The 22,868-nt window shown below is 72.9% G+C and carries 21 protein-coding genes; 8 read left to right on the forward strand and 13 right to left on the reverse strand.

Features of this window, described 5'->3' with window-relative positions; translation table 11 throughout:
• Positions 1-81: 81 nt before the first annotated feature.
• The 3 genes from AB0R04_RS18310 to AB0R04_RS18320 form a co-directional block, all read right to left on the reverse strand.
• Positions 82-1,911 carry a glycosyl hydrolase family 18 protein gene (locus tag AB0R04_RS18310; protein WP_079135560.1) on the reverse strand — a complete coding sequence of 610 codons (1,830 nt, stop codon included), beginning with the start codon at positions 1,909-1,911 and terminating at the stop codon, positions 82-84.
• Between the two features lie 348 nt (positions 1,912-2,259).
• Positions 2,260-2,895 carry a hypothetical protein gene (locus AB0R04_RS18315; protein WP_363372332.1) on the reverse strand — a complete coding sequence of 212 codons (636 nt, stop codon included), beginning with the start codon at positions 2,893-2,895 and terminating at the stop codon, positions 2,260-2,262.
• Positions 2,896-3,059: 164 nt separating this feature from the next.
• On the reverse strand, positions 3,060-3,620 hold the full coding sequence (locus AB0R04_RS18320; protein WP_063347410.1) for a DoxX family membrane protein: 561 nt from the start codon (positions 3,618-3,620) through the stop codon (positions 3,060-3,062).
• Between the two features lie 200 nt (positions 3,621-3,820).
• Here AB0R04_RS18320 and AB0R04_RS18325 point away from each other — a divergent pair, with 200 nt between their 5' ends.
• Positions 3,821-4,453, forward strand: coding sequence for a MarC family protein (locus AB0R04_RS18325; RefSeq protein WP_363372335.1), 633 nt, complete (start codon positions 3,821-3,823; stop codon positions 4,451-4,453).
• 76 nt (positions 4,454-4,529) lie between these two features.
• On the opposite strand, the gene AB0R04_RS18330 is transcribed toward AB0R04_RS18325, so the two are convergent.
• Entirely contained in the window at positions 4,530-5,075 is a 546-nt protein-coding gene (locus AB0R04_RS18330) for an NADPH-dependent FMN reductase (RefSeq protein WP_363372337.1), read from the reverse strand.
• A gap of 92 nt (positions 5,076-5,167) precedes the next feature.
• Positions 5,168-5,611 carry an Lrp/AsnC family transcriptional regulator gene (locus AB0R04_RS18335; protein ID WP_063347413.1) on the reverse strand — a complete coding sequence of 148 codons (444 nt, stop codon included), beginning with the start codon at positions 5,609-5,611 and terminating at the stop codon, positions 5,168-5,170.
• Between the two features lie 215 nt (positions 5,612-5,826).
• Between AB0R04_RS18335 and AB0R04_RS18340 the strand changes: the two genes are divergently transcribed.
• From AB0R04_RS18340 to AB0R04_RS18350, 3 genes are all read left to right on the forward strand, one after another.
• A complete protein-coding gene (locus AB0R04_RS18340) occupies positions 5,827-6,657 on the forward strand; it encodes a tryptophan 2,3-dioxygenase family protein (protein ID WP_079135561.1) in 831 nt (276 codons plus the stop codon).
• A 14-nt stretch (positions 6,658-6,671) separates the two neighbouring features.
• The gene (gene kynU / locus AB0R04_RS18345) at positions 6,672-7,898 is read left to right on the forward strand and encodes a kynureninase (RefSeq protein ID WP_363372340.1); all 1,227 of its coding nucleotides are present in this window, start codon (positions 6,672-6,674) and stop codon (positions 7,896-7,898) included.
• Positions 7,899-8,043: 145 nt separating this feature from the next.
• Positions 8,044-8,313, forward strand: coding sequence for a hypothetical protein (locus tag AB0R04_RS18350; protein ID WP_363372342.1), 270 nt, complete (start codon positions 8,044-8,046; stop codon positions 8,311-8,313).
• A 151-nt stretch (positions 8,314-8,464) separates the two neighbouring features.
• On the opposite strand, the gene AB0R04_RS18355 is transcribed toward AB0R04_RS18350, so the two are convergent.
• Complete coding sequence (locus AB0R04_RS18355) at positions 8,465-9,919, reverse strand: choice-of-anchor A family protein (protein WP_363372344.1); 1,455 nt, start codon at positions 9,917-9,919, stop codon at positions 8,465-8,467.
• 284 nt (positions 9,920-10,203) lie between these two features.
• On the opposite strand from AB0R04_RS18355, the gene AB0R04_RS18360 reads away from it, so the two are divergent.
• The 3 genes from AB0R04_RS18360 to AB0R04_RS18370 all read left to right on the forward strand — a co-directional run bounded on the left by AB0R04_RS18360 (position 10,204) and on the right by AB0R04_RS18370 (position 12,522).
• Positions 10,204-10,911, forward strand: coding sequence for a 4'-phosphopantetheinyl transferase superfamily protein (locus AB0R04_RS18360; protein ID WP_363372347.1), 708 nt, complete (start codon positions 10,204-10,206; stop codon positions 10,909-10,911).
• Positions 10,912-10,987: 76 nt separating this feature from the next.
• On the forward strand, positions 10,988-11,548 hold the full coding sequence (locus AB0R04_RS18365; protein WP_363372349.1) for a DUF2269 family protein: 561 nt from the start codon (positions 10,988-10,990) through the stop codon (positions 11,546-11,548).
• Positions 11,549-11,685: 137 nt separating this feature from the next.
• Positions 11,686-12,522, forward strand: coding sequence for a helix-turn-helix transcriptional regulator (locus AB0R04_RS18370; RefSeq protein ID WP_363372352.1), 837 nt, complete (start codon positions 11,686-11,688; stop codon positions 12,520-12,522).
• 7 nt (positions 12,523-12,529) lie between these two features.
• On the opposite strand, the gene AB0R04_RS18375 is transcribed toward AB0R04_RS18370, so the two are convergent.
• From AB0R04_RS18375 to AB0R04_RS18400, 6 genes are all read right to left on the reverse strand, one after another.
• Positions 12,530-12,973: a hypothetical protein gene (locus AB0R04_RS18375; protein ID WP_363372354.1), complete on the reverse strand. Its 444-nt coding sequence runs from the start codon at positions 12,971-12,973 to the stop codon at positions 12,530-12,532.
• Between the two features lie 154 nt (positions 12,974-13,127).
• Positions 13,128-14,012 carry an amidohydrolase family protein gene (locus AB0R04_RS18380; RefSeq protein WP_363372357.1) on the reverse strand — a complete coding sequence of 295 codons (885 nt, stop codon included), beginning with the start codon at positions 14,010-14,012 and terminating at the stop codon, positions 13,128-13,130.
• On the reverse strand, positions 14,009-15,643 hold the full coding sequence (locus tag AB0R04_RS18385; RefSeq protein ID WP_363372360.1) for an acyl-CoA dehydrogenase family protein: 1,635 nt from the start codon (positions 15,641-15,643) through the stop codon (positions 14,009-14,011). Before AB0R04_RS18385 ends, AB0R04_RS18380 begins: the two co-directional genes overlap by 4 nt.
• Entirely contained in the window at positions 15,627-16,280 is a 654-nt protein-coding gene (locus AB0R04_RS18390; RefSeq protein ID WP_363372363.1) for a TetR/AcrR family transcriptional regulator, read from the reverse strand. Before AB0R04_RS18390 ends, AB0R04_RS18385 begins: the two co-directional genes overlap by 17 nt.
• A gap of 159 nt (positions 16,281-16,439) precedes the next feature.
• Positions 16,440-17,930, reverse strand: a complete 1,491-nt coding sequence (locus tag AB0R04_RS18395; protein WP_363372366.1) for a S28 family serine protease — start codon at positions 17,928-17,930, stop codon at positions 16,440-16,442.
• Between the two features lie 243 nt (positions 17,931-18,173).
• Positions 18,174-19,088 carry a serine protease gene (locus AB0R04_RS18400; RefSeq protein ID WP_363372368.1) on the reverse strand — a complete coding sequence of 305 codons (915 nt, stop codon included), beginning with the start codon at positions 19,086-19,088 and terminating at the stop codon, positions 18,174-18,176.
• A 225-nt stretch (positions 19,089-19,313) separates the two neighbouring features.
• Here AB0R04_RS18400 and AB0R04_RS18405 point away from each other — a divergent pair, with 225 nt between their 5' ends.
• Positions 19,314-20,189: a metallophosphoesterase gene (locus tag AB0R04_RS18405; protein ID WP_363372371.1), complete on the forward strand. Its 876-nt coding sequence runs from the start codon at positions 19,314-19,316 to the stop codon at positions 20,187-20,189.
• Between the two features lie 54 nt (positions 20,190-20,243).
• On the opposite strand, the gene AB0R04_RS18410 is transcribed toward AB0R04_RS18405, so the two are convergent.
• Positions 20,244-22,796 carry an AAA family ATPase gene (locus AB0R04_RS18410; protein ID WP_363372374.1) on the reverse strand — a complete coding sequence of 851 codons (2,553 nt, stop codon included), beginning with the start codon at positions 22,794-22,796 and terminating at the stop codon, positions 20,244-20,246.
• Positions 22,797-22,868: the final 72 nt, after the last annotated feature.

Consider the following 22,868-nt stretch of genomic DNA (forward strand, 5'->3'; position numbering starts at 1 on the left):
GGTGCTCCCCCGGCGGGCCGGACTGCTTGGTTCAGGTGCTGCGAGGGTCCGTCAGGCCCTCAGCTCATGCCGCCCGAGGGGTCAGCAGGCGCCGTTGTCGGTCCAGACGCCCCACTGGCCGCCCTGGCTCGGGTCGTCGCCCTTGGTCCACCACTTGTTGGTGTAGTAGTGGCCCTTCCACGAGACCTTGGTGCCGCCGGCCGCGTAGGTGGTGTTGGCGTCCCAGCTCGGGGCGGCCGGGCAGCCGGCCGGCGAGGTCGGGGTGCCGGTGGGGGTACCGGTCGGGGTACCCGTGGGGGTGCCGGTCGGCGTGCCCGTGGGCGTGCCGGTCGGGGTCTGGGTCGGGGTCGCCGTGCTGCTCGGGGTGCCGGTCGGCGGGGCCGGGCAACCGGCGGCGGAGCCGTTGGTGGCGTTCACCATCGTGTCGAACAGGCCGGTCTTGGTGCCCAGGTCGTACAGCGAGAAGGCGAAGGAGCCGCCGAGGCCGTTGCAGTGCGCGTAGTCGAGCTTGGCCTGGATCGACCGGGTGTCCTCACCGCTCCAGAAGGTGTTGCCGTCGTAGAAGTACGTGGCCTTGGCGTCGTCGTCCCAGAAGGTCTTGGACGGGTTGTCGACGAAGCCCGCGAGCTCCTTGTACATCTGGATACCGGGGACGTTGCCGGACATCGCCGCGCCGGTCGCCGGGCTGGCGGCGGGCTGGAACAGGCCGTTCTTGCCGTTGTTCTGGACGCCGGTCCAGCCGCGGTAGTAGAACGGCACACCCATGTTGATCTTGTTCGCGGGGAAGCCGCCGGGGATCCCGTAGTCCGCGTCGCCGACCGTCCACGCCTTGATGGCGTTGTCGATCGAGTACTTGCCGTGGCCCGGCTTGACCGGGGTCGACGGGTCGTTCGGGCCCGCGTAGAGCGCGGCCTGGTGGTTGGTCGGCCCCTGGGCGTCCCAGCCGCCGTGCATGTCGTAGGTCATGACGTCGAGGAAGGTGAGGTACTGACCGATCTTGTCGGTCTCGACGTTCATGATCTTGTCCTGGCCGGCGCCGACCGCCGCCGACAGGGCGTAGGTCTTGTTGTCGGCCTTGCCCTGGGCGTCCAGCTGGGTGCGGAACTCCTTCAGCAGCGCCGTGAAGTTCTGCTTGTCGGCCGGGCTGGAGATGTTGCCGGTGTGGCCGCCGCCGCCCGGGTACTCCCAGTCGATGTCGATGCCGTCGAAGACACCGGCGCCGGTGCCCGGGCCGCCGTAGCCGGCGTCGCTCGGGAGGTTGCCCTTGATGAACATGTCGAGGCAGGACGAGACCAGGTGCTTGCGCGAGGCGTCCGTGGCGGCCGCCGGCGAGAAGTACTTGGAGTAGGTCCAACCACCCAGCGAGAGCAGGATCTTGAGGTTGGGGTTCTTCGCCTTCAGCTTCTTCAGCTGGTTGAAGTTGCCCGCGATCGGCTGGTTCCAGACGTCGCCGACGCCGTCGACCGAGATGTCCGCGCCGAAGCTCTTCTGGTAGTCGGCGAACGCGTCGGCCGCGCCGTCACCCGCGTTGGGGTTGTTGTCGTTCGTGTCGGCGGCCTTGGTCGCCTCGAAACAGCCCAGGTCGGTCGGGTGGATGTTCCCGAAGTCGTAGATCAGGTAGTCGAGCTTCCCGGCCACGCCGGTGTCCTGGATCGTCTTCGGGTAGTACGCGTTGGCGTAGACCGACCACTGGTCGTAGTAGGCGACCTTGATGCCGCCGCTGGTGGCGGCCGCGCCGGTGGTGTTGGTGGTCGCGGCATTGGCCGCGGCGCCGCCGGTCAGCGCGAGGCCCGCGCCGAGCAGCACGGAGGCCGCGGTGCCGGCCGCGACGGCGGCCAGGCTCTTCGGGCGGCGTCGACGGCCGCCCGTCGGAGCCGGGGTCCCGGCCCTTTCAATGCGTGAACGCAGCATGGGTGCGTGACTCCTGGTTGTGGGGGTTTGCGTCGTCCCGTGGGGATGCGCCCGAGGTGGGGTCGGGCGACCGGGACATGACAGCTCAGTGCGGGGAATCGTGCGGGGAATCGAGCGGGATCAGCGGGATCGGGCCTGGACGGACACCGGGATGTGCCGAACCGGCGCCCGCGGCACGAGGCCGTTGACGCCGGTTCAGGGGCTCCCTGCACCTGGGCAATAAAAATGGACTAGACCAACTCCCCCGTCAAGGGGTCCCGTTGGGCCTTGAGCCGCGCTTAAGGTTCGGCCCCCGCCCGATACCCTCGCTGACCTGCGGGCCAGTAGCGGGGAGCCAGTAGCGGGAAGTCAGTAGCGCAGCGCGTTCGCCACCACGGCCTTCAGGCTGCCCGAGAGGTCCCGGTTGCTGCGCGCGGTGGCCTGGGCGCTCCGGCCGGCCGCCACGTCCTGGACCGTCACCGCGGTCGCGTCCTGCACCGAGCCGGAGTCGTCGGTGAAGTCGACCTGGATCACGTACCGGTACGACTGCTGCCCGTGGTTGGTGACGGTCAGCTCCACCTGCGCCCTGCCGTCCGAGCCGGTGCTCACCGCCCCGACGGCCACGTCCCCCTTGGCGTCCAGCCCGCCCTTGATCCCGGCGACCGCCGAGGAGGCCGCCGACACCGCCGCCGAGGCCCGCGCCTCCGCCGAGGCGATCACCGCCCCCGCCCCGCCCGCCACCGAGGCCAGCGCCGAGGCGGCGGACGCGGCGGCCGAGGCGCCCCGCTCGATCGCGGCGGAGGCCGAGGTGGCCACGCTGCTCGCGCTCTTTCCGGAGGAGCAGCCCGCCAGCGCCACCGCGGCGACCATGGTGGCGGCCAACACCCCGGCCACCGCCCGGCGTTGGCGGCGCACCGGCGGCGCGTCCAGGTGCTGTGCGGTGACCCGCGGCCTCGAACCGATCCGGGTGAGCGGCTGGCGGTCCATGCGGTCCAGGCGGTCCATGCGGTCCCTCGTTTCTGCCTCGGCGCCGGGCTGCCCGGCACGCCTCCCCGCCCACCCTCCGAGGGCCGCCCGGGGGCCGCCAGCAGGACTGGTGCCTCCGGGTGACCCGGCCGAGCAAGGCTGGCGCGGGCCGCCCCCGGACAGGACCTGGGGCCGCCGGCGCGTCAGGACAGCCCCGAACCCTCCTGCGCGTCCGCCTCCATCGCGGCCCGCTCCTCGCGCAGCCGCACCACGTGCCGGCGCCGCGCCACCACGCCGTACGCCCCGGCGACGGACCCCGCGAAGGCCGCCAGGCCCATCCACGGCCGGTCGAGGACGTGGCAGGTCAGGTGGTCCAGCGAGTACCGCCCCGGACCGGCCAGGCCGAGCGCCAGCCCGGCCGCGCCGAGGAAGGCCGGGTACTCGTAGCCGCCGGAGGTCGCGAAGAAGCCCCCGGGGGCGTGCACCGCCACCGCGCCGGCCATCGTCCCGGCCACCACCGCGCCGGCCGCCCCGGTGGCCAGCCCGGCGACCAGCAGCACGCCGCCGCCCGCCTCACCGGCGCCCGCCGCGATGGCGCTCTGCCGGCCGGGGTGGAAGCCCATGTGCTCCATCGCCTGGGCGGTGCCCTCCAGGCCGCCGCCGCCGAACCAGCCGAACAGCTTCTGGGTGCCGTGCGCGATCAGCACCCCGCCGACCGCGCCGCGCAGGGCCAGCAGGCCCAGGTCCTTACGGTTCAGACACATGTCGCATCCTCGCTCCCGGGCAGGTGATCCGACTTCCATGGGAGCCGAGAGCGCGCACCCGTTCGAGCCGGGACGGCCATCCGGGCGAATTCGTCGGCGACCGGGAATGAACCGCCCCCCGACGAGATTCACGCCACGCCCGACCGCGGGGCGTGGCGTGGCGGAGCGGCCGCACCAGCCGCCGCGGTCATGCTTGGCGCATGTTCGTCTTCAATCTGAGCAGCGCCTTCATCACCTTCTTCGCCGTGGTCGGCCCGCCCAAGGTCCTGCTGGCCTTCGCCCGGCTGGCCTCCACCCGGAGCACCCGGGAACTGCGGCGGCTGGCGGCGTGGAGCACGATCATCTCGGCGGTGATCGGCCTGGTGCTCGGCTTCACCGCGGACGAGGTCACCACGCTCTTCCACATCAGCGACCAGTCGCTGCAGCTCGCCGGCGGGGCGATCTTCTTCATCTACGCGGTCGCGCTGGTCTTCGGCGTCCACCTCGGCGGCGAGAGCGAGGACGGCGACCACCTGCCGAACCCGATGGTGGACGGCATCCGCGAACTGCTGCTGCCGTACATCGCCAGCCCGCTCGCGGTCACCGCCGTGCTGGTCGCCTCGCTCGCCCGCAACGACTGGGGCTGGAAGGCCACCATCGGCGGGGCCTACCTCGCGGTCGTGGTGATCAACTACGTCTGCGTGGCCCTGCTCGCGCCGCTGATGCAGCGCACCCACCGCACCTCGCTGGAGGTGCTCTCCCGGCTGCTCGGGCTGCTGCTCGCGGCGGTCGGCGTGGAGCTGTTCCTGACCGGCCTGGCCGGGCTCGGGGTGCACCTGCCCGAAGGGCACTGAGCCCGGCCACCGCCCGCCAGGCCGCCGCCCGCCAGGCCGCGGCCGGTCAGACCGCGGCCGGTCAGACCGCGGCCGGTCAGACCGCGGCGGCCGCCAGCCGGGCCAGCACCTCGCCGATCCGCTCCCGCACCAGCGGATCGGCGACCAGCCCGTCCGGGCCGACCGCCCCGCGGTCCAGCGGGATGCGGACGCAGGCCCCGTCCACCACGGCCGCGCCGGTGTAGCCGAGGACGGTGCGCAGGGTGGCCTCCGCGCCCTGACCCCGGCCCGGGCCGGCCGCGTTGATCCATCCGGCGGGCTTGTCCGAGACCTCCGTCCCGCCGACCGTCCAGTCCAGCAGGTTCTTGAAGGAGCCGGGCAGCGTCCCGGCGTACTCGGGGGTGCAGACCAGCAGCGCGTCGGCGGCCTCGACGGCGGCGCGCAGGGCGGCCACCGGCTCGGGCAGCGGGTCGGTGTCGTGGTCCGGGTTGAAGTGCGGCAGGCCAGCCAGCCCCGCGTAGTAGGTGGCCCGCAGGCCCGGGGTGGCGGCGGCCACGGCGGCGGCGGTGCGCAGCACGGTCTCGTTGGTGGAACCGGCCCGCAGGCTCCCGGGCAGCAGCAGGATGTGACGCTCGTTCGGCATGCCGAGGAACCTACCGTTCCGACCCCGGGCCACTCGGCGGCCGTGACGGCGCCATGGCGCCACGCCGCGCCGCGCCGCGCCGGGCGACGGCGCTACGCCCCGGCGGGCGCGACCACCGGCCGCCAGGGCACCGGGCTGGAGAGGATCATCGAGCTGGACGGCTGGCCGTAGCCGCCGAGCCGGTCGCACAGGGCCTCGAAATCGGCCATCGTGGGCACCGCGACCAGCAGCGCGCAGCAGGCCCCGCCGGTGACCCGGTGCAGCTGGAGCACCTCCGGCCAGGCGGCCACCTGGGGGTCGCGCAGCACGCAGCGCGGGCCGTAGCACTGGATCTGGACCAGCGCGGTGATCGGCAGTCCGGCCCGGCTGAGGTCCACGTGGGCGTGGTACCCGGTGATCACGCCGTCGGACTCCAGTCGGCGGACCCGTTCGGCCACCGCGGGTGCGGACAGGCTCACCCGGCGGGAGAGTTCGTTGTAGGAGAGCCTGGCGTCGGTCTGCAACTCGGCCAGCAGGCGGCGGTCGACGGCGTCCATGGCGGCTCCCGGAGTGACTGGAATGGGTGGTTTCGCGATCGTAAAGCGAATCGGCCGAACGCCTCGCGAACGACAGCCCGGATCGCGGTTGCGGTGTCCGTCGACCATTCAACCGGGGGGTCGCACCGCCGCACAATGGGCACCCCGGTGGAACCAGGCCGTCCGTCTGGTCGCCGGTCCGGGCGACGGGCCCGGGTGGATCAGGAGGAATCGGGATGGGGCACGACACGGTGGAGACGCCCAGCCTGTCGTTCGGTCGGCGCGGGGAGCCGGATCGGGGCACCCCGTACGCCCGCTACGTGTGCCTGGACGAGCTGCACAGCCTGCAGCACCCGCGCAGCAAGGTGCCGGCCGAGCTGTCGTTCATCGTCACCACGCAGGTGATGGAGCTGCTGTTCGACCTGCTGCGGCACGAGTGGACGCTCGCCCAGCGCGCGCTGCGCGAGGACGACCTGCCCGCCGCGCTGGCCGCGCTGCGGCGCGGCACCCACGCGCAGGACGTGCTGGTGGAGTCCTGGGACCTGCTGGCCACCATGACGCCGCAGGAGTTCAACGGCTTCCGCGCGGAGTTCGGCCAGGCCTCCGGCTTCCAGTCCGCGGCCTTCCTGCACCTGGAGTTCCTGCTCGGCAACAAGAACGCCGCACTGCTCGCGATGTACGACGGGATGCCGCGGACGCAGGCCGAGCTGACCGAGGCGCTGCGCTCCCCCGGCCTGTACGACGACGCGCTGGCCCTGCTGGCCCGGCGCGGCCTGCCGCTGCGCCCGGAGCCCTCCGAGCAGCGCTACCGCGCCAGCGACGAGGTCGCCGCGGCCTGGCGCCTGGTCTACACCGACCCGGAGCACGCCGACCTTCAGCCGCTCGCCGAGGCGCTGCTGGACGTCGCCGAGCGGGTCACCCGCTGGCGCCAGCGCCACCTGTCCGCGGTCAAGCGGACCATGGGCGGCAAGCCCGGCTCGGGCGGCTCCAGCGGGCTGAGCTGGCTGCGCAGGTCCGCCGAGCAGGACGTCTTCCCGGAGCTGTGGACGATCCGGGACGAGCTGTGAACGAGGGGATGGGCATGGTCACGCGCGAGGAGTGCGCGGCACTGGACGCCGTCGACCCGCTGGCGGCGTTCCGCAAGGAGTTCGCCCTGCCGGACGGGGTGGTCTACCTGGACGGGAACTCGCTCGGCGCGCTACCGGTACGCACCGCGGAGCGGGTGCGGCAGGTGGTCGAGGAGGAGTGGGGCCGGGAGCTGATCCGCAGCTGGAACGACGCCGGCTGGTTCGAGCAGCCCTACCGGCTGGGACGGCGGATCGCCCCGCTGGTCGGGGCCGGGCCGGAGGAGGTGGTGGTCTGCGACACCACCTCGGTGAACCTGTTCAAGGTGCTCGTCGCCGCGCTGCGGCTGCGCCCGGGTCGGCGCACGGTGCTGGGCGACGGCGAGGCGTTCCCGACCGACCTGTACATCGCCGAGGGCGCCACCGGCCTGGTCGAGGGCGCGCGCAGCGTGCTGGTCCGGCCGGAGGGGCTGGACCGGCACCTGGACGGCGACGTCGCCGCGGTCGTCCTCTCGCACGTGGACTACCGCACCGGCGAGCTGCTGGACCTGCCCGGGATCACCGCCCGGGTGCAGGCCGCGGGCGCGCTGATGATCTGGGACGTCTGCCACTCGGTGGGCGCGCTGCCGGTCGAACTCGGCGCCGCGGGCGCGGACTTCGCGGTCGGCTGCACCTACAAGTACCTGAACGGCGGCCCCGGTTCGCCGGCCTTCCTGTACGCCGCGGAGCGGCACCTGGCGGCCGGCCCGCGGCAACCGCTGAGCGGCTGGTTCGGGCACGCCCGCCCGTTCGCCTTCGAGCCCGGGTACGACCCCAAGCCGGGCATCGGGCGGTTCCTGACCAGTTCGCCGTCACTGCTCGGGCAGGCCGCGCTGGGCGCCAGCCTCGACGTCTGGGAGCGCGCCGACCTGGCCGCCGTCCGGGCGAAGAGCCTGGCGCTGACCGACCTCTTCATCGGACTGGTCGAGGGGCTGGACGGGATCGAGGTGGCGACCCCGCGCGAGCACGCCCGGCGGGGCAGCCAGGTCGCGCTGCGGCACGCCGACGGCTACCCGGTGGTGCAGGCGCTGATCGCGCGCGGCGTGATCGGGGACTTCCGCGCGCCCGACCTCATGCGGTTCGGCTTCACCCCGCTGTACCTCTCGTACACCGACGTCTGGGACGCGGCCCGGGAGCTGGCCGAGGTGCTGGCCGGCGGGGAGTGGCGGGCGGAGCGGTTCTCCCGCCGGGGCGAGGTGACCTGAGGCCCGGCGGCGCGGTCGGGGCCCGGCGTCGGCGGACAGTCCGCCACGGAACAGTGACGCAGGTCATGTCCAGGTAAAGTTCGACCCCCATCACCCTTGGGAAGCCTCTTTGCTGACTTACCGTCAGCCATAAAGGGAGGTTTGCATGAACATCGAACTCGGACCGCTTGAGCCCGAACCCTTCATGCTGGCCCTGGGGTTGACCCTGCTCTTCCTGATCACGTGGACGCTGGGCCACCGCCTCCTCCCCCGCGTCGAGCGGGTCCAGGCCGAGCGGTGGGACGCGACCGAGGGCCGCACCGAACACGCCGACGCCATCCGCGCCGAAGCCGAGGCCGGCCGGGTGGTCGGCGAACCGGTGCACGCCGTCGCCGCCGGCCGCCGCACGGTGGACCGCTTCTTCCGCTCCCGCTGAGCCGCCGTCGGCCCCTCGCCCGCACTGGGCGAGGGGCCGACGCGTACCTGCGGCGGGCCGCCGACACGGCCCAGGCCGCCCGGTCGGGGTCGACGCGGGCGGCCTGGGCCGTTGTTGCTGTTGCTCGGGCGCTCGTTGCCCCGGACCGGCCCTAGCTGTGGCGACCGCGACGGCGGGCGGCCAGGACGGCGAGACCGCCGAGGCCGAGCAGGCCGACGCCGGCCAGGCCGAAGACCACCGGGGCGTTGCCCGCGCCGGTGGAGGGCAGCTCACCGCCGCCACCGGGGTGGTGGCTGGTCGGGCGCTCGGACGGGTGGTGGCTGGTCGGGGCCGGGCCCGAGCTGGACGGACTGGCCGAGGGCGACGAGGACGGGGACGACGACGGCGAGGAGGAGGAGGAGGGCGAGGACGACGGGGACGACGACGGCGAAGAGGACGCCGAGGAAGACGGGGAGGAAGAGGGCGACGAGGACGGCGAGGAAGACGGGGACGACGACGGCGAGGTGGACGGCGAGGTGGACGGCGACGGGCTCGGCGTCGTCTGGCAGTCCGGCAGGTCCCCGTCGAACGGGTAGCTGTGGATCTCGTAGCCGCCGGTGCCGGTGTGGATCAGGTTGCCCGCGAGGTACACCCGGCCGTTCATCCCGGGCTGGGCGATGGTCGTGGTGCCGCCCGGGTTGCCGGCCAGGACCGAGCCCTGGAACTGGGCGCTGCCGAGGATCTGCGCCGAGGTCGCGGTCGGGAAGTTGTACATCAGCTTCGACCGCATGTCGGTGGTCTGGTCCCCGGCCAGGCCGGTGCCCGTGTAGGTGTTGATGATCGGGCTGTCCCCGAGCATGTTCACCACGACGGTGGCCCCGGCCGGGATGTTGTTGAAGACCAGTCCGATCTGCCCGCCGCTCGGCGAGGCGAGGTTCTGGGTGACGTTGAAGACCTGCTTCAGGCTGGTCCCGTCGCCGGTGAAGGTCGCCTGGCTGGAGGAGATGTCGACGGTGCCGGTCGCGGTGGCCTTCCCGACGCAGTCGGAGATCTCCTCGATCTGGGTGAGCACCGTCTGGTACGGGGCGGCGGCGTTCGGGTCCTGGATCGCCTGGCCGGTGGGGTCGATGCTGACGGTGCCGGTGACGCTGCCCGCGTGGCGCAGGTTGCCGAAGGCCGGGCCGTGGGAGTCGCTCCCGCCGATCAGGATCGAGTTGCCGGTCACGACGTCGACGTTGCCGCCGGTGGTGACGAAGTCGCTGCCGTTGGGCGGAACGACGCGCGAGCCGACGCCGACGACGCCCATGTTGTAGATGCCGCCGCCGTTCTTCTCGACGGTCAGGTTCCCCAGCGTGACGATCTTGCCCTCGGCCTCGGCGGCGCGACCGGTCACCGTGTAGTCGCCGCCGGTGAAGACGTTGATGCTGGCGTCCCGGCCGGGGAAGTCGCCGTTGTTCGGCGGCGGCCAGGTGGCGGGGCAGTCGGGGCCCGTGCAGGCGCCCAGCGGCGGGGCGAGCGGAGCAGCCGAACCGACCGTCAGCACGGCCGCCAGCGGCAGCGCCGCGACGACGGTCGCCACGGCGACCCGGACGGTCCGACGCCTGCGGGTGGCGGGTTCTCTTCTCACGGCGGTCGTTCTGTGATCCGGCGTACCGGTGCCCTGACCCATCGACACATTCCTCCGCGCATAGGAAAAAGAGCAGGCGCACATAACCTGCCCCGTTCGTACTATCTGCTGGCGATCCCGCAGATCCGGGACATCCAACCTCAAATCGGGCGATTCCTACCCTACAGATCCTCAGATCCGATCCGAAAATCCACCGCGCGGCGCAGCGGTCCCCTCCCACCGGCCCTGCCCGGACGACCTCCGCGCCGCCCCCGCCCGACGCCCGCGCCCGTTAGGTTGGAGCAATGACCTCCGAGGCCCAGGACCAGAGCACGCCGCTCGTCGCCGTCGCGTCCGCCGACGCCGTACTGCGGCACCCCGAAGCGGGCGAGCACCTGCTCACCCCCCTCGAACGCGAGCGCGCCGCGCGCTTCCGGCACGAGTCCGGGCGGATCGACTTCACCGCCGGCCACGTGCTGGTCCGGCTCTGCGCCGCCCGGCTGCTCGACGTCCCGGCGGCCTCGCTCACGCTCGCCCAGCAGTGCCCGGACTGCGGCCTGGCCGACCACGGCAAGCCGTACCTGCCGGACCACCCCGAGGTGCACGTGAGCCTGTCGCACACCCGGGGCGTGGTCGCGGCCGGAGCCGGCCACCAGCCGGTCGGGGTGGACGTCGAGCTGGCCGCGCGCGGCGGATCGCTGGGCGCGGTCGCCCGCCGGGTGCTCTCCCCCGCCGAACTGCGTCTGGTCGAGGCGGCACCGGAACCGGACCAGGCGTTCCTGCGGCTGTGGGTGCGCAAGGAGTCGCTGATCAAGATCGGGCGGGCCACCCTGGACACCCTGGCCTCCGTCGACCTGTCCGACCTGCCCCTGGACGTCCCGCCCGGCGCCCCGCTGCGCAGCCGCCACCAGGACCTGCACCTGCTCGACTGGGCCGACCCGGAGCACGGCGCCGCCGTCGCGGCGGTCAGCACCGCCGCGCCGAGGATCGTCCGGCTGACGACGGCGGGCTGACCAGGGCGGAGCACTGCAGTCCTGCGGAACGAGCACGCCCACCCGCGCGGCGGGCCCCCGGATAAGCGGTGTTAGCGTGCCTGATCGCGGGCGCGCCGCCACCGGACGCCCGTCGCACCAGCTGCCCACCGCCGGATTTAAGGGTGTCCCCGCCATGGCCAAGTTCCTGCTGAGCCTGCACGTCCTCGCGTCGGTCCTGTTCATAGGCCCGGTCGCGGTGGCCGTCAGCATGTTCCCGCGCCGGGCCAAGGCCGCGCTGGCCGGCGGGCCGGACCAGGCCTCGGACGCGGGCGTGCTGCGGATCCTGCACCGGATCACCCAGGTCTACGCCCTGCTGGGGGTCGCGGTGCCGGTGATGGGCATCGGCCTGGCCCAGGTGATGGACGTGCTCGGGCAGTCCTGGATCATCGTCTCGATGGTGCTCACCGCGATCGCCGCGCTCTCGCTGCTGCTCTTCGTCCTGCCCGGGCAGCAGGCCGCGGTGGACGCGCTCGGCGCCGACACCTCGCCGGAGCAGCACACCAAGGCCGTCCAGGGCCTGCGGCTGCTGCCGATGACGGCCGGGGTGTTCAACCTGCTGTGGGCGGTGGTCGTGGTGCTGATGGTCATCCGGCCGGGGTCGAGCACCGGCGTCTGAGCCGGACCCCCGAAGCCGTACCGAACGAAAAGCTCCACCGACCAACCGCACTGCCCAGCCGCACCGACCAGAGCCTCGCCGACCGGGCCGGAAGGCCCTCTCCCCCGGGGCGGGCCCGGTCCAGTACCGTCCTGGCCATGACGATCATGGCGGGCATGGGCAGCCCGACGGGTACCGGAGTCGGACCGCTGCTGCGCGGCTGGCGCGAACGGCGGCAGCTCAGCCAGCTGCAACTGGCCCTGCGGGCGGACTCCTCGACCCGGCACCTCAGCTTCGTCGAAAACGGCCGCTCCCGCCCGAGCCGGGAGCTGGTGCTGCGGCTCGCCGAACACCTGGACGTCCCGGTCCGCGAGCGCAACACCCTGCTGCTCGCGGCCGGCTACGCCCCGCACTTCCCCGAGACGCCGCTGGACGACCCGTCGATGGACGCGCTGCGCGGCGGCCTGGAGCGGCTGCTCGCCGCCCACGACCCGTACCCGGCGCTGGTCGTCGACGGGACCTTCCGGGTGCTGGCGGCCAACCGCTCGCTCGGGCTGCTCCTCGACGGCGTCGCCCCACACCTGCTGGAACCGCCGCTCAACGCGATGCGGATCGCCCTGCACCCCGAGGGGCTGGCGCCGCGCATCGTGAACCTGCCGCAGTGGCGGCGGCACCTGCTGGAGCGGGTGGAGCACCGGATCGAGCTGCTGTGCGGCGAGGCGCTGCGGCGGCTGTACGAGGAGGTCGCCGGCTACCCGGCGGCGGCGGACGACCCGGGCCCGGGCGGGGAGCAGGCGGACGGCGCCGGGCTGTTCCCGTTCGCGCTGCCGATGCGGATCCGGCACGAGGGGCGGGTGCTGTCCTTCCTGTCCACCATCACGACCTTCAACACGCCGCTGGACGTGACGGTCTCCGAGCTGGCCATGGAGACCCTCCTGCCGGCCGACGCGGAGACGGTGCGGTTCCTCCAGGACGCGGTCGGCCCGGAGCGCTGACCCCGCTTCAGGTGCGACGCCCCCCGGTGCCGCCCCCGTCGCGGCGGCGCAGCGCGGTGAACTGGAGGACGGCGAACAGGGCCACCACCGCCGCCTGCACCGGGATCCAGACCGCGCCGGCCGTGGTCGGCTCCAACCAGGCCGCCATCGCCACCAGGCTGAGCACCACCCAGACGGCGTTGAGGTCGATCACCGCCTGCACCGCGAGCCGCGGCGGCCGCCGGCGGGCGGCCAGGGCGCCGACCCCGAGGGCGTAGCCGGTGAGGAAGAGCCCGAGGGCGAGCAGGACGCCGCGGCCGACCCCGAGCAGCTCGCCGACCGGGCCGGCGAAGGCCAGGTAGACGAGACCGTTGCCGCCGGTGACCAGGGCGTCCAGGGCGAGCACGCCGCGCACCGTCCACAGGGGGGAGGCGGAGCCGGGGCGGGCGGGTGTGAGGGCGTTCGCGGACATGGCGGATCAGCCTCCTGACGGGGATGGGGCCCGGCGGCGGTGACGCCGGCCGGGTCCCCCCACCCTGCCCGCCCGGCCGCCGGGCGTCGATTACCCCGCAGGTAAGGGCCGGGGCCGGGGGCGCTCAGGACCGCGCCCCCGGCGACCGGCCGCTTCAGCCCGCCGGGGCGAGCCCGAAGAGCGCGGCGGCGTTGTCGTGGCAGACGGCCCGCAGCCACTCCTCCCCCAGGCCCAGCCCGGCCAGCGCCTCCAGCTGGTGCACGTACCGGTACGGGATGTTGGGGAAGTCGCTCCCGAGCAGGACACGGTCCTGGAGGCCGCGCAGGCGCGGCAGTTCGGCGCGCGGGAACGGGACGTCGGCCTCGGCGAAGTCCGTGAAGGCGATCGTGGTGTCCAGCCGGACGGCCGGGTGGCGCTCGGCCAGGTCGAGGAAGTCGCGGTACTCGGGCATGCCGAGGTGGGCGACCACCAGCACCAGTCCGGGGTGGCGCTTCAGCACCTCGCCGATCGGACCGGGACCGGTGAAGTTGCCCGGCACCGGTCCGGACCCGCAGTGGGTGACCACCGGCGTACCGGTCTCGGCGAGCAGCCCCCACACCTCGTCCAGCTGCCGGTCCACCGGGTCGTAGCCGCCGACCTGCACGTGCGCCTTGAACACCCGGGCGCCGTCCTCGATCGCGCGGGCCACGTAGCCGGGCGCCTCGGGCTCGGGGAAGAACGTCGCGGTGTGCAGGCACTCCGGGGTGCGGGCGGCGAAGTCGGCCGACCACGCGTTCAGCCAGCCGGCCATGCCGGGCCTGTGCGGGTAGAGCATCGAGGTGAACGCCCGGACGCCGAAGTCCCGCAGCCGCTGGACGCGTTGCTCCTCGGCCTCGCGGTAGGTGATCGGCCAGGGCCGGTTCACCAGCGGGCCGGCCGCGTCGAAGTACGCCCACACCTTGTCGAGGACGTTCTTCGGCATGAAGTGGGTGTGCACGTCGATGAGGCCGGGCAGGCCCAGGGCCTGCCAGAACGCGCGGACCTCCTGGGATTCGCTCACGCCGGCACCGGGCGGGCCCGGTCGATGATCCCGGCGGTGTCGACGCCGGACGGCAGGGTGCCGAAGGCGGAGCCGCGGTCCCCGGCGAGGCGGGTGGCGCAGAACGCGTCCGCCACCGCCGGGCTGCCGTGACGGACCAGCAGCGCGCCCTGGAAGGCCAGCGCCATCGACTCGACCAGCCGGCGCGTCCGGTACTCCAGGTCGGCCTGGTCGGTGAGCTGCTTGCGCAGGTCGGCGACGGCCGCGTCCAGCCGGCGGTCCGCCCCGGCGGCGGCGTCGAGCTCGCCGAGGAAGGCCTCGACCGTCTCCGGGCGCCTCGCCATGGCGCGCAGCGCGTCCAGGGCGGCGACGTTGCCGGAGCCCTCCCAGATCGACACCAGCGGCGCCTCCCGGTAGAGCCGGGGCATCCCGGACTCCTCGACGTAGCCGTTGCCGCCCAGGCACTCCAGCGCCTCGGCGGCGTGCGCCGGGCCGCGCTTGCAGACCCAGTACTTGGCCACCGCCAGGCCCAACCGCCGTACCAGCGCCTCGGGTTCGTCCCCGGCCAGGGCCAGGTCGGTGCTCTGGGCGAGCCGCATCGCGACGGCGGTGGCCGCCTCGGACTCCACGACCAGGTCGGCGAGCACGTTGCGCATCAGCGGCTGGTCCACCAGCGGCCGGCCGAACGCCCGCCGGTGCAGGGCGTGGTGGACGGCCCGGGTGGCGCCGTAGCGCATGCCGGAGGCGGCGCCGATGGTGCAGTCCAGGCGGGTCATGTTGACCATCTCGATGATGGTCGCCACCCCGCGCCCCTCCTCGCCGACCAGCCAGCCGACCGCGCCGTCGTACTCCAGCTCGGCGGAGGCGTTGGACTTGTTGCCGAGCTTGTCCTTGAGCCGCATCAGCTGGAGGCGGTTGCGGGTGCCGTCCGGGAGGACGCGCGGCAGCATGAAGCAGCTGAGCCCGCCCGGAGCCTGGGCGAGCGTCAGGAAGAGGTCGGACATCGGCGCGGAGGTGAACCACTTGTGGCCGGTCAGCCGGTAGGTGCCGTCCGGGTGCGGGGTCGCGGTGGTGGTGTTGGTGCGGACGTCCGAGCCGCCCTGCTTCTCGGTCATCGACATGCCGGCGATCAGCCCGCGCTTGGTGCGCGGCTCGCGCAGCCCGAAGTCGTACGTGGTGGCGGCCAGCAGCGGCTCCAACTCGCCCGCCAGGGAGGGGTTCGCGCGCAGGGCCGGGACGGCGGCGTAGGTCATCGAGATCGGGCAGGTGTGGCCGGCCTCGACCTGCCCCCAGACGAAGAACTTGGCGGCCCGGGCGGAGTGGGCGCCGGGCCGCTCGTCCCGCCAGGGCGCGGCGTGCAGGCCGTGGGAGACGGCGGTGCGCATCAGCTCGTGCCAGGCCGGGTGGAACTCGACCTCGTCGACGCGGTGGCCGAAGCGGTCGTGGGTGCGCAGGACGGGCGGGTTCTCGTTGGCCAGCCGGCCCCACTCGGCGGCCTGCTCGGAGCCGGCCAGGCGGCCGAGCTCGTGCAGTTCGGACTCGGCCCAGCCGGCGCCGGCCCGGTGCAGGGCGGCGAGCAGGGTCGGATCGGCGGCGGTGTCGTGTCCGTACGGCAGGGGCACCTGGTTGGTGACCTCATGCGTCGCTGTCATCGCGTCCTCCCAGGGCACGCAGGGTGAAGGAGACCAGGGCGGGGACCACGTCGGTGGTGCCCGCCGGCTTCGTGGGCTCGGCCGATCCCGCGGAGTCAGCCGCAGGCGCGGCCGCGAGCGGGCCCGCCAGTGCCTCGCCGACCGCGCCGACCAGCGCGGCGGCGGTCAGCACCGGGTCCTGCTCGGGGAGTTCGCCGCTCGCCACGGCGGCGGCGATCTCGGTGGCGATCACGTCCCGGAACGCCCGGCGGAACACCAGGCGCTCGCTGTCCACGACCGCGTCGGCCGGCTCGACCAGCAGCGCGTACGCCAGCCGGGGCGCGCGCAGGGCGCGGGCGGCGAAGGTCTCGACGACCGCGGCGATCCGCTGCCGCGGGCCCTCCCGGAGGGCGACGGCCGCGTCGACGGCGGCCATCTCGCGGGTGACCACCCGGCGGAACAGCTGCACGGACAGCTCGGCCTTGTTGGCGAAGTGCTGGTAGAGGCTTCCGGTGGCGATCCCGGCACGGTCCGCCACGGCGGCCATCGTGCAGCCGCCGTAGCCGCGCTCGGCGAGCAGCAGGACGGCTGCCTGCAGCACGGCCTCGCGCTGGGCGTCCAGCCGGGCTTGGACGGCGGGCGTGCGTCGGTAGGCCATGAAAGCATTGAAGCACCGATTCAGTACTTCAGATAGGGCCCGGCCCGTCCCGGGCGGGCCGGCCCCGCCAGATGCGCGAGGAGGCCGCCCCCGACCGGGGGCGGCCTCCTCCAAGGCGTCACACGGCGCTACGACCTGTCGGTCACAGCTGGTGGCGCTTTACAGCGGGTGGCGCTGCGACTCCAGCTTCAGGCCCTCCTCGTCGAGCGGGCCGAACGGCGGGATCTGCTGCTTCTTGCCGAGCGAGCGGGCGGCGTCCTGGTCGCCCAGGCCGGCCCACTCCAGCACCTTGGCGGTCGCCTCCGCCGACTGCGCGGCCGGCAGCTGGCCGATGTTGGAGCCGTGGTTGCCGCCCGGCACGGTGTAGACGTAGCTGTCGTCACTGCCCCGGCCGAGCTTGAACGGCTTGGCGCCCCACGGGTCGTTGCCGCCGTAGACGTAGATGATCCGCTCGGCGTCGTGCTTCACCCAGCGGTCGATGTCCCGCATCGCGTTCGGGTTGAAGGAGATCGGGATGTCCTTCGGCACGTACGACCGGGCCGAGTACAGCTCCTTGTAGTCGTAGTGCAGCACGCCCTTGAGGTGCGAGACGTCGAAGAACGGCGCACCCAGCTCGGTCGCGGCCTGGTAGTAGTACGCGGTGTACTTCGCCAGCGACTGGTCGCTGTTGCCGGTGATGCCGGACTGCGAGTCGAACCACGCGTACAGCGCGTCGTCGGTCGCGGTGGCCGCGGCCGGGACCTTGGCGCAGTCCGCCTCGGTGCTGTACTGCCAGAACGCCCAGACCACGTCGAGCACGCCCGCCTCGTACGCCCGGTCCGGCGTGCCGAGGGTGTTGAAGGTCGAGCCGGCGGCCTTGTTGTCGGCCACGTAGCGGGTCTCCAGGCGGTCGCGGCGCACCAGCAGCTCGCGCTGGGCGGCGTTCAGCGCGGCCCGGCACTCGGGGGTGCCGACGGTGCGGAAGAAGTTGGTGTAGGCCGCGTAGTCGTTGACGTCGGTGTTGTTCGGCGCCACGTACGCGATCGTGCCCGCGACGTCGTCCGGGTAGAAGCGGCGGAAGTAGGTGGAGGACATGCCGCCCTTGCTGGCGCCGGTGGAGAGCCACTCCTGCTGGTAGATCCGCTTGAGCGCGGTCACCAGCCGGTGCGAGTCGGCGGCCTGCTGGCGGATGCCGGCCTTGGACCAGTCCGCCGGCTCGGGGCGCGACGGGGTGAAGTACCGGTACTCGATGGACACCTGGTTGCCGTCCACCAGCCGGGTCGGCTCGGTGCGCGACGGGTTGGTGCCCAGCGTGTAGCCGTTGGTGTAGAAGACGGTCGGGCGGTCGTAGCCCCGGTGCAGCACGCTGAAGCGCTGCTGGAAGGTGCCCAGCCAGGGGCGGAAGTGGTCGATCGGCTGGGTGTAGGTGAGCAGGAAGTAGCGGTGACCGGTGGTGGTCGGCTTCTCCTCGGTGATCGTCACCCCGGGGATCGCCGCCAGGCGGTCCTTGATGTCGGCATTCGGGTCGTCGGCGGGGCTCCGGCCGTGGGCGGCCTCGGCGGTACCGGCGCCCTGGGCACCGGCGGCCAGCGCCGGGGTCGCCAGGCCGCCGAGCGCGAGCAGCGGTATCAGCAGGACGGAAACCAGCAGCCTTCGCAGCGTGGTGGTCATCAACTCTCCATTGGTCACACGGATATGACTGCCGCTCTGTCGGGATGACAGTGCGGCGCGGGTGGTGCGCCGGCCGCCCGGTGGACGGCCGAATGGGCCACCCGCCGTTCGCGGGTGGCCCATCGGGGATCGGTGCTGGTCAGCGGGGTCGCCCCGGTTCCGTCACGACATGGCGGTCGGGCGCGGGGCGGCGGTCAGGCCAGGTCGGATCAGCTCAGGCCAGGACCGTCGTGACGGTTCAGGTCAGGGCCGGACCAGGGTGCAGCCGGGCAGGGTGAGGTCGAACCGGTTGCCGGCGGCGAAGCAGGCCGGGATGCCGTAGGTCTCCTGGGCGTAGCCGATGCCCTGGTGCACCGTCACCGAGCCGTTCTCGTCGACCTCACACGGGTTGTCGAGGGTGCAGGACTCGCCGTTCTCGTTGATCGTGTTGTTGACCGCGACCACCTGCCCGGTGTTCGCGTCCACCACCGGCGAGCCGGAGGTACCGCCGATCACGTTGCAGCCGGAGGTGTAGCGGACCGAGTCCTTGAAGGTCCAGTCCGCCTCGTTCAACTGGTAGGCGAAGCCGTCGATCGAGCAGGAGTAGATCTTCTTCCAGTAGCCCGAGACGACCTTGATCGAGGCGCCCTGCGTGGGGTGGGCGGCGGAGATGGTCAACGGGGCGATCCCGTACCGGGACTGGATCGAGGCGTAGCTGGTGTTCAGCTGGTAGATCGACACGTCGGTGTCGGTCATGGCGCCGTAGACCACCTTGGTCGCGCGCAGGGTGCCGAGCCCGCTGCCGCTGGAGCTGAGGAGGGTGAAGGTCCGGCTGGAGGGCTGGTTGAGGATCACCTCGCCGGGGCCGGGCATGCCGGACTCCAGGCAGTGGCCGTTGGACAGGACGAGGGCCGGGTCGCTCGCGGCCGAGCCTGGCATCCGGACCAGCGAACCGGAACAGTTGTTGAGGGCCACCGTCCCGGCGAAGTTGACGGCGCGGGGGGCCGCCTTGGTGTCGGTGACCTGGGCCTGGGCGCTCAGGGACTGGCCGTCCTGGGCCGCGACGGACACGGCGGCGGGGGCCTCCGCGGTGGCGGCCTGGGCCGGGAGGGCGCCGGCAAGGGCGGTTGCTCCGGCGACCAGGACGGTGGCGAGCATGCCTATGAGCGGCTTCTTCATGAGAGACCTCTCGGTGTGGGGGTGCACCAAAGCTGTCGCGGACATGACTCACTGTCAAGAGTCAAGACGACACCAAGAAAGCACTTCGGCCGCAATGGCTCGTTCGCGCGGTGGCGGCGGTCCGCCGGCCCCTCCCTTCGCACGGCCGATCGCGTCAACCCGCCCCACGGCCCCCGTCCGCCACGTACTGTGGCGACATCGGACGGGTGACCACAGGGGGCAGGAGTGACTACCGAGTACCGCAGCGACGCGCCGTCGGAGCCCACGGGGGCGGGCGGGCGGTTGCTCGCCGTGAGCGACCTGCACATCTCCTACCAGGAGAACCGCAACCTGGTGGAGAAGATCCGGCCCACCACCCCCGACGACTGGCTGCTCGTCGCCGGAGACGTCGCCGAACTCACCACCAGCGTCGAGTGGGCGCTCGGACTGCTCGCCGAACGCTTCGCCCGCGTGGTGTGGGCCCCCGGCAACCACGAGCTGTGGACCCACCCCGAGGACCCGGTGCAGCTACGTGGCGTGGCCCGCTACGACCACCTGGTCGACCTCTGCCGGAACCTCGGCGTGCTCACCCCCGAGGACCCGTACCCGCTCTGGCAGGGCGCCGGCGGACCGGTCCGCATCGCCCCGCTCTTCCTCCTGTACGACTACTCCTTCCGCGCGCCGGGCACGACCACCAAGGAGGAGTCCCTGGCGGCCGCCTACGAGAGCGGCATCGTCTGCGCGGACGAGCGGATGCTCCACCCGGACCCGTTCCCGGACCGCGACTCCTGGTGCCGCGAGCGCGTCCGGCTGACCGAGCAGCGGCTGGCGGCCTGCGACCCGGACGTACCGCTCGTCCTGGTCAACCACTACCCGCTGGTCCGCCACCCCACCGAGATCCTCTGGTACCCCGAGTTCGCCCAGTGGTGCGGCACCGAACTGACCGCGGACTGGCACCGCCGCTTCAACACCGCGGCGATGATCTACGGCCATCTGCACATCCCCCGCAAGACCAGCTACGACGGCGTCCCGTTCGAGGAGGTCTCGCTCGGCTACCCGCGCGAGTGGCGCAAGCGCGGGCTGCCGGAGCCGCTGCTGCGCGAGGTCTTCCCGCAGGCGTAGGTGCGCCCTGCCGCCGCCGGACCGGCCGGCGGCGGCAGGGCGATCACCAACGGGTCAGGCCTCCTGCGACGCCTCCCGCTCGTCCTCCCCCGCCTTCTCCTGCGCCTCCTCGAAGGTCGCCGACGCCTCCGGCCGGGCGAGCGAGACCACCAGGTCGCCGTCGCTCACCTCCGCGATCAGCGTGTCGCCCTCCCGCACCGTGCCGTCCAGCAGCAGGTTGGACACCCGGTTGTCCAGCTCCGACTGGATCGTCCGGCGCAGCGGCCGGGCCCCGAACTCCGGCTGGTACCCGCGGTTGACCAGCCACTCCTTGGCCGCCTCGGTGACCTCCAACTGCACGTCCTGCGCCTTGAGTCGGCGCCGACTGCGCTCCAGCAGCAGATCGACCACCGACAGCAGGTCCTTCCGGGTGAGCGCGTGGAAGACGATCACCTCGTCGATCCGGTTCAGGAACTCCGGCCGGAACTGCTGGCGCAGGTCGCGCATCAGGTCGCCACGGATCTCGTCCACGTTCCCGGCCTGGTCGAGGATGCGCTGCGAGCCGATGTTGCTGGTCATGATCACCACGGTGTTGCGGAAGTCGACCGTCCGCCCCTGGGAGTCGGTCAGCCGCCCGTCGTCCAGCACCTGGAGCAGCAGGTTGAAGACGTCCGGGTGCGCCTTCTCCACCTCGTCGAAGAGCAGCACGCTGTACGGCTTGCGGCGGACGGCCTCGGTCAGCTGCCCGGCCTCGTCGTAGCCGACGTACCCGGGCGGGGAGCCGACCAGCCGGGAGACGGTGTGCTTCTCCTGGAACTCGCTCATGTCGAAGCGGATCATCCGGTCCGGGTCGCCGAACAGCAGCGCCGCCAGCGCCTTCGCCAGCTCGGTCTTGCCCACGCCGGTCGGCCCGAGGAAGAGGAAGGAGCCGGTCGGCCGGTCCGGGTCGCCCATCCCGGCCCGGCCGCGGCGCACCGCCTGGGCGACCGCGGTGACCGCCTCGTCCTGGCCGATCACCTTCTCGTGCAGGTGCTCCTCCAGCTTGAGCAGCCGCTCCCGCTCGGTCGCGTTCAACTCCGCGACCGGGATGCCGGTCCGGGACGACAGCACCTGCGCGATGTCGTCGGCGGTCACGTCGACGACCTCCTCGCGGGACTCGGCGACGGACGCCAGCTCGTCCTCGGTCTGCCGCAGCTCGCCCTTCAGATTGGCCGCCCGCACGAACTCCTCGTCCGCGACGGCCTCGTCCAACTCCCGCTTCAGCTTGGTGATCCGGTCCTGCACCCCGGTCGCCTCGGTCGAGCCGCTCAGGCTGCGCAGCCGCACCCGGGCACCGGCCTGGTCCAGCAGGTCGATCGCCTTGTCCGGCAGGAAGCGGTCACTGACGTACCGGTCGGACAGCGTCGCCGCCGCGTCCAGCGCCTCGTCGGTGAACCGCACCTGGTGGTGCGCCTCGTACGCGTCCCGCAGCCCCCGCAGGATCTCGACCGTCTCCTCGACACTCGGCTCGGGCACCAGCACCGGCTGGAAGCGGCGCTCCAGCGCGGCGTCCTTCTCCACGTGCCTGCGGTACTCGTCCAGCGTCGTCGCACCGACTACGCTCAGTTCACCGCGCGCCAGCGCCGGCTTGAGGATGTTGCCGGCGTCCATCGAACCCTCGCCGCCGGAACCCGCGCCGACCACGGTGTGCAGCTCGTCCAGGAACAGGATCACGCTCTTCTCGGCCGCCGTGACCTCGTCGATCACCTTCTTCAGCCGCTCCTCGAACTCGCCCCGGTACTTGGAGCCGGCCACCAGGGCGGTCAGGTCGAGGGTGACGACCCGCTTGTCCCGCAGGCTCTGCGGCACGTCCCCGGAGACGATCCGCTGCGCCAGCCCCTCCACGATCGCGGTCTTGCCGACACCCGGCTCGCCGATCAGCACCGGGTTGTTCTTGGTCCGGCGGGAGAGGATCTCGACGGTCTGCTCGATCTCCTCGGCCCGCCCGACCACCGGGTCCAGCCGGCCCGAGCGCGCCGCCTCGGTGAGGTCCAGCCCGTACTCGTCCAGCGTCGGCGTCTCGCTCGGGTGCGCGCCCGTGCTGCTGCGCTCCCCGCCGACACCGCGCCCCTCCAGCACCGTCTTCAGCGCCTCCTGCGAGGGCGCCGCGTTGCGCAGCGCCGTCCCCGCCCCGGACCGCTCCTGGTCCAGCAGCGCGCCGAGGATGTGCTCCGGCCCGATGTACGAGGCCCCGGCCGCCTGCGAACGGGCGTGCGCCGCCAGCAGCGCGCGCTTGGCCGACGGCGTCAGCGCGGGCTGCCCGTCCACCGCCGCCGGATCCCCGGACGGCAGCGACCGCTCCAGGTCACCGGCCAGCTGGTCCGGGTCGATCCCCGCCCGCTCCAGCATCCGGCGCGACGGCTCCACCCGGGTGGCCGCCCAGGCCAGGTGCCCGGTGTCGAGATCACTGATCCCGTCCTCGCCGGCCCGGTGCGCGGCCAACCCCAGCAACTCCTGCGAGGACTCGCTCAGCAACCGCCCGATCGGCACCCGCTGCACGGCGGGCGGGGAGGCCATCGGACTCATCCCGAAGAAGCGGCTGAGCAGATCGGAGAACGGATCACTCGATCCGAACGGGGGCATGGTCACGGAGGATCACCTCTCCCAAGCGGTGTGCAGCCACCCAAACACAGCCCACCCCACCCCGCCTCCCGAACCCCG

The organism is Kitasatospora sp. NPDC056731 (assembly GCF_040687675.1).
GTDB lineage: Bacteria > Actinomycetota > Actinomycetes > Streptomycetales > Streptomycetaceae > Kitasatospora.